This window comes from uncultured Clostridium sp., assembly GCF_934754915.1.
Classification (GTDB): Bacteria; Bacillota; Clostridia; order Clostridiales; family Clostridiaceae; genus Clostridium.
Genome location: NZ_CAKVKB010000223.1, coordinates 1 through 3,855 on the forward strand (window position 1 = coordinate 1; position 3,855 = coordinate 3,855).

Consider the following 3,855-nt stretch of genomic DNA (forward strand, 5'->3'; position numbering starts at 1 on the left):
TTTTTGATGGACAAGTTAGAATATCAGTTGGTATTGAAGATGTTGATGATTTAATTGCAGATTTAGATCAGGCTCTTAATAAAATTCAATTGAAATAATATTTTTGCTTGATTAATAATACCATAATTTTAATAAAATATGAAACGCGAAGGAGTATTTATAATTTAAATAGGTTTCTTCGCGCTTTTTAAAATTTTAATAAAATGCTATGTGAGGAGAAAGAAAATGATTAATAAAGTTTTAATTGCAAATAGAGGTGAAATTGCAAAAAGAATTATTTATACATGTAAAAAAATGAATATTAAGACAGTGGTTGTTTATTCAGATGCAGATAAAGATTCGCTTTACATTAAAGAAGCAGATGAAAGTTATTATATAGGAAAATCTGCACCAGCAAAAAGTTATCTTAACATAGATGTATTGAAGAAAGCAATAATTAATACCGGATCTGATGCTGTTCATCCAGGGTATGGTTTTTTGTCAGAATCAGCACAATTTGCAGAAGCGGTTGAAGAAACAGGTGCAGTATGGATTGGACCAGATTCTAATATTTTGAAGAATATTGAGTCAAAGTGTTATTGCAGAATTATTGCAGATAAACTTAAGGTTCCTGTTACTCCAGGATCAATCAAACCTATAACTGATTCTTATGAAATTGCAGATATTGCACATAATGTTGGATATCCCATTTTATTAAAATTAGATAAAGGTGGAGGGGGAAAGGGTATTCAGAAAATTCAAGGAAACGAATCAGAAGAAATAATTAAAACAATGTTTGAAAGTCTTCAATGTATTGGGAATATGGCCTTTGCAAGTGATGATGTGTATGTTGAAAAGGAAATTATAAATCCACGTCATATAGAAATTCAATTTTTTGCAGATAAATATGGAAATGTAGTTTGCTTTGGAGAAAGAGAATGCTCTATACAGAGGAGATATCAGAAGGTAATTGAAGAATCTCCATCTGCGATTGTTACACAAAAAGAAAGAAATATATTATATGAATATACAAAAAAAATAGCGCATGAGATGAAATATACTGGAGCTGGAACAATAGAGTTTCTTAGAACAGAGGATGGAAAATATTATTTTATGGAGATTAATGCAAGACTTCAAGTTGAACATCCAGTTTCAGAATTTGTAACAGGAAAGGATTTTGTTGAGCTTCAAATTGATATAGCAGATGGTAAAAAGCTGCAGTTTGAACAGAGTGATATTGTTTTGGATGGACATGCAATTGAATGTAGGATATATGCTGAAGATTCAAGAACATTCAAGCCATCACCAGGGAAAATAGAAAAATTGATTCTTCCAGATACATCTAGTGGAAATGTACGTATTGATCATGCAATTTATGAAGGATTTAAAGTATCTCCTTTTTATGATCCAATGCTAGCTAAGTTGATAGTGAAAGGAAAAAATAGAAGAGAATGTATCAATAATATGATTAAAGCATTGAAAGAGCTAATAATAGAAGGTGTATCAACTACAACAAAAGTTAATCTTGCAATAATGAGAGATAAGAATTATGCTGAGGGTAATTTTAATACATCATTCCTTGATACTGAAAAGATGAATATAGGTCTTGATAATTATGTAATCACTATATCAAGGCAGTTTGGAAGTCTTGGAAGGCCTATTGCAAAGAAAATAGCTGAAATGCTTGATATAAAATATTATGATAGGGATATTTTAGATAAAGTTATAAAATCAGCAAATATAAATGAAGATTTGGGAGAAAATGATGAATTAGCAGAAACAGATAGCTATAGAAGGATGATGTATCCTTTAGGGACTGTGTCTGAAGATAGACAAGAAAAGATATTTGAAATGCAGAAAGAAATTATTGAACAAATTGCTCAAAAGGAATCCTGCGTTATAGTAGGAAGATGTTCCGATTATATTTTGAGAAACCACACTAATCACTTTAGCATATTTATTTATGCACCATATGAGGAAAGAAGAAAAAACTGTATAAAACAATTGAAAATTGATGAAAATTGTGTTGATAATCTTATTAATAAAATTGATAATGCAAGACAATCATATGTGATGCATTATGCTAAAACATACAGTGAAGATATAGTCTATAAAGATATACTGATAGATAGCAGTTTATATAGCAATATAGATGATACTGCAAAGATCGTTGTTGATATAATCAGAAAAAAATTTAATTTATCATAAAGAAGGAGATAATTATTATGGAATATACAATTAAAGCGCCAATACCAGGATTATTAGCAAGAGTTATGGTCAAGGAAGGACAGAAAGTTTCTGAAGGAGATGAATTAGTAGTAATAAATTGTATGAAAACAGAGACAAGTTGCATAGCAGATAAGAGTGGAATAGTTAAACAAATTCTTGTTGAAGAATGGGATGAAATTGATGTAGATACAGTATTAGTAATATTAGAAGTATAAAAATTAAATAGTTATTATGTAACAATGGGGTTACTATAAAAAGTATTATTTTCAGGAGGTTGTTTATGAAAAATAAATATGATCCTATTTTAAAAAAGATATCTAAAAGAAAAGAATGTCCCGAAATAGTTTTTCGTCAGGCCGGAGATGGATTTCTTGAAGTTGTTTATGGAAACAATGAGGCTTCCTCAAATAAAACAATTAGGGATATTATATTACGTTCAATGAGGGTTGTTGTAATAAATAATATCATTAAAAATAATAAAGAAGAAGGAATTATTGAAACAGTTCCAGGAGCAGAAAGCCTTTTGTATGAATTTGATCCATTAATAATTGATATAAATGAACTTATAGATTTTATTTCAGAAATAGAGTTGAGTCTTGAAACAATTAATAATGAAGTTATTGAAACAAGAGTGATAAATATGCCTTTAGCATTTAATCATTCATTAATAAAGAAATCAATAGAAAAGTATGTTAGAGAAATTAATCCTGAAGCAAAATATTGTAAAAATGGCAGTAATTTAGAGTATATAGCTGAATATAATGGAATTACAGTTGAAGAATTAAAAAGGAGATTTATAGATACTGAATGGTTTGTATCTATGGTCGGTTTTTTTCCAGGACTTCCGTATTTCTATCCATTAAATCCAAGGAGTGCAATAACATGCCCTAAATACAATCCAGCAAGAACATGGACTCCAGAAGGTGCTGTAGATCTTGCCGATTACTGTTCTACAATTTTTGGTGTTGAATCTAGCGGAGGATGTCAGCTTGTTGGAAGGACTATTCCAATATTTCAGGCACACCCTGTACATAAGCAGTTTAAAAATAGCCCAGCATTATTTAAACCAACGGATTTAATAAAATTTTTTGAAACATCTGAAGATGAAGTAGATAAAATATATAAAGAAGTATCACAAGGCAAATGGGATTACATGATTGAACCAAAAACTTTTTCAGTAAAGCAATGGGTTGAAGAATATGATTCTAAAATTGAAGAACTGAAAGAATTACAAGCAAATCAGCAAAATAAAAAAATATGATGGAGGTGAAAATATGGCGAAGATATTAAGAAGTGGAATTCAAACTTTAATAGAAGACTTAAATGGACGAAAAGGGTATAGAGACATAGGAATTGCATGTTCTGGATTTATGGATAGCTATGCTGGAAGAATGGTTAATTTATTGGTTGGAAATAATAGTAATGAAGCAGCTATAGAAATTGTTGGGGGAGGATTTTCGATTGAATTTGAAGAAGAAGCGGTAATTGCTTATGGCGGTTCAACAATTAAAGCAACAATTAATGAAAATGAGGTTGAAAGTTATACATCATTATTTGTACGCCCAGGAGATGTTTTTACAACAGGAAAATTTTCAATTGAAACAAAAGGATTTCGACAATATTTAGCAATAGGAAATGGACTAGAAG

4 protein-coding genes and 1 pseudogene are annotated in these 3,855 nt (G+C 29.9%); all 5 read left to right on the forward strand.

Features of this window, described 5'->3' with window-relative positions; genetic code table 11:
- The coding region (locus Q0F58_RS17820; RefSeq protein ID WP_294379205.1) for a PLP-dependent transferase at positions 1-98 on the forward strand (98 nt) is incomplete at its 5' end.
- Between the two features lie 127 nt (positions 99-225).
- On the forward strand, positions 226-2,187 hold the full coding sequence (locus Q0F58_RS17825) for a cytidylate kinase family protein (protein WP_294379202.1): 1,962 nt from the start codon (positions 226-228) through the stop codon (positions 2,185-2,187).
- Positions 2,188-2,204: 17 nt separating this feature from the next.
- Complete coding sequence (locus Q0F58_RS17830) at positions 2,205-2,423, forward strand: biotin/lipoyl-containing protein (protein WP_294379203.1); 219 nt, start codon at positions 2,205-2,207, stop codon at positions 2,421-2,423.
- A gap of 65 nt (positions 2,424-2,488) precedes the next feature.
- Entirely contained in the window at positions 2,489-3,469 is a 981-nt protein-coding gene (locus Q0F58_RS17835) for a carboxyltransferase domain-containing protein (RefSeq protein ID WP_294379204.1), read from the forward strand.
- Positions 3,470-3,482: 13 nt separating this feature from the next.
- Positions 3,483-3,855, forward strand: a pseudogene (locus Q0F58_RS17840) (allophanate hydrolase); the annotation flags it as partial.